Raw genomic sequence first — 2526 nt, 5'->3', positions numbered from 1 at the left:
GCACGAACCCGCTTCGCGGGAGGGGTGCTGGCGGCGGGGCGATGCAGAACGACGGGCGTAGCGCTTAGGGCGCACAAGGCAGACGATTTCGGCTCCTTCAACCTTAGGAGTCGAACGATGAACGATCTTGTCCCGGTCGAACCGATCAGCCCACTGCGTCAGCGGCTGATCGAGGATATGACGATGCGCCGGTTCAGTCCGGAGACGCAGCGTAATTATTTGCGCGATGTCGCGCGGTTCGCGACCTGGCTAGGGCGCTCGCCGCATACCGCTACGGCCGAGGACGTGCGCCGCTTCCAGATCGAGCAGCGGGACGCCGGCGTTCCGGCGCCGACCATGAACAGCATCGTTGCGGCGCTGCGGTTCTTCTTCACGCACACGCTCGACCGGCCCGAACTCGCGCGCAAGCTGGTCCGCACGTCGCATGCCCGCAAGATCCCGGTAGTTCTGAGCCTGGCGGAAGTGAAGCGGCTGCTCGACGCCACCACCTGCCTCAAGCATCAGGCAGCACTGTCGGTCGCCTATGGCGCGGGGCTGCGCGTCGGGGAGGTCTCGGCGCTCAAGGTGTGCGATATCGACAGCAAGCGCATGCTGCTCAGGATCGAGCGCGGCAAGGGCGGACGCTATCGCAATGCTATGCTGCCCGAAGGTCTTCTCGTGCTGCTGCGTGACTGGTGGCGCGCTGGGCGGCAACAGGGTGTGCTGCATGCCGATGGCTGGCTCTTCCCAGGTCAGAACGCGACGGTGCCGATCAGCACCCGCCAACTCCACCGCGTCGTTGTCCAAGCTGCCGAGGCAGCCGATATCGCCAAGCGGGTGGGACCGCACACCCTGCGACACAGCTTCGCGACGCACCTGCTCGAGGACGGGGTCGATATCCGTGTTATCCAAGCACTGCTCGGTCACGCCAAGCTCAACACCACCGCCTTCTATACGCAGGTGGCGACCAGGACGATGCGGGCAGTCGTCAGCCCGCTCGACCGATTGGCGCTGAGCGGACCGGACAAGGAGGCACCGAGCGGCTGAGGCGATATGCGCGCCTCGCTCGAGGTCGCCGACGTCTTTCGTGCCGCGGGGCCAGCTTATCGGGCCGCCCATGCCGGGCATCTGAGCCTGCACCAGCTCAAAGTCATGTCGGCGATCGAGCACTGCCGCACCGCGGCCATGGGCGGGCATGTCGAGGCCTGCACCGACTGCGGGCATTGGCGGATCGCCTATAACAGTTGCCGCAACCGGCACTGCCCCAAGTGTCAGGGTGTAGCCGCACGCAACTGGCTCGCCGCACGCGAGGGCGACCTGCTGCCGGTCGGCTACTTCCACGTCGTATTCACGCTCCCCGCCGAGATCGCCGCCATCGCGTTCCACAACAAGGCGCTGGTCTACGACCTGCTGTTCAAGACCGCGTCTGAGACAATGCTCACCATCGCCGCCGACCCGAAGCATCTGGGCGCCCGGATCGGCATTACCGCCGTGCTCCACACCTGGGGCTCGGCGATGACCCATCATCCGCACATCCACATGATCGTGCCGGGGGGCGGTATCGCGCTGGGCGGGGAGCGATGGATATCGTCCCATCCGGCCTTCCTCCTGCCGGTGCGAGTGCTGGGTGCGCTGTTCCGGCGCCTGTTCCTGACCCGCCTCATGGCGTTGCACGCTGCCGGCAAGCTCGCCTTCTTCGGCCAGTTAGTGCATCTTGCAGACCGGCACGCCTTCCTGCGCCACCTGTCACCTGTCAGGAAGAAGCGCTGGGTCGTTTACGCCAAGCCGCCGTTCGCTGGTCCCGAAGCGGTGCTCGCCTACCTGTCGCGCTACACCCACCGGGTCGCCATCTCGAACAGTCGGCTCCTCCGGTGCGACGAGGACAGCGTCACGTTCCGCTACAAGGACTACCGCCGCACCGGCGCCGACCGCCAGCAGGTGATGACGCTCAGTGCCGACGAGTTCATCCGCCGCTTCCTGCTGCACTGCCTGCCGCGTGGGTTCCACCGCATCCGCCATTACGGGCTGCTCGCCAGTAGCACCCGTAAGGCCCGTCTCGAACACGCTCGCCGACTGCTCGCGGTCGCACCGCCCGCCACGGACAAGACGCCCACCGAACCACCCGATCCCCGCCCACCGTGCCCCTGCTGCGGTGGGCGCATGGTCGTTATCGAGACGTTCCAGCGCTGCCATCCGCCACGCGGTCCGCCGAGCGCAGCCGCTCCATCCGGGCAACCTGCGCCGTGACCCGGCTCGGCATGACACTGTTCCACCCCGCCGCAGCCACGCTTCCGGCGGCGATGACGTCCGCATATTACCCGCCCAAAAGCGGTAGTCGCATCACCAAAATCGGACGAACCGGCGTCCTACGGCTGCTTTGTCATCGCAAAATCGGACGGGCTGCTATCAGACCCTTCCGCTTATCGGCACTGTCAGCAGCCGACCGGATCAGCGCAAAGTCGAAATCCCCATAGCGCACCGCGTGCGGCCCGCAGGTTCGGGCACCGTCGACTTTCCGACGCCTCGCGGCGTCCGAAACTCTAAACG

At 66.3% G+C, this 2526-nt stretch carries 2 protein-coding genes; both read left to right on the top strand.

The features are described 5' to 3' along the window. Positions 1-117 precede the first annotated feature (117 nt). Complete coding sequence (locus K4G67_RS15440; RefSeq protein ID WP_239807203.1) at positions 118-1026, top strand: tyrosine-type recombinase/integrase; 909 nt, start codon at positions 118-120, stop codon at positions 1024-1026. Positions 1027-1032: 6 nt separating this feature from the next. Beyond that, positions 1033-2226 carry an IS91 family transposase gene (locus tag K4G67_RS15435; protein ID WP_239807202.1) on the top strand — a complete coding sequence of 398 codons (1194 nt, stop codon included), beginning with the start codon at positions 1033-1035 and terminating at the stop codon, positions 2224-2226. Positions 2227-2526 lie beyond the last annotated feature (300 nt).

This window comes from Croceicoccus hydrothermalis (genome assembly GCF_022378335.1).
GTDB lineage: Bacteria > Pseudomonadota > Alphaproteobacteria > Sphingomonadales > Sphingomonadaceae > Croceicoccus > Croceicoccus hydrothermalis.
The sequence above is the reverse complement of the archived record's forward strand: the minus strand, read 5'-3'. Positions and strand labels throughout refer to the sequence as shown.

Coding starts and splice junctions, on each gene's coding strand:
- K4G67_RS15435 (WP_239807202.1), top strand. CDS start 1,033: ATGCGCGCCTCGCTCGAGGTCGCCGACGTCTTTCGTGCCGCGGGGCCA.
- K4G67_RS15440 (WP_239807203.1), top strand. CDS start 118: ATGAACGATCTTGTCCCGGTCGAACCGATCAGCCCACTGCGTCAGCGG.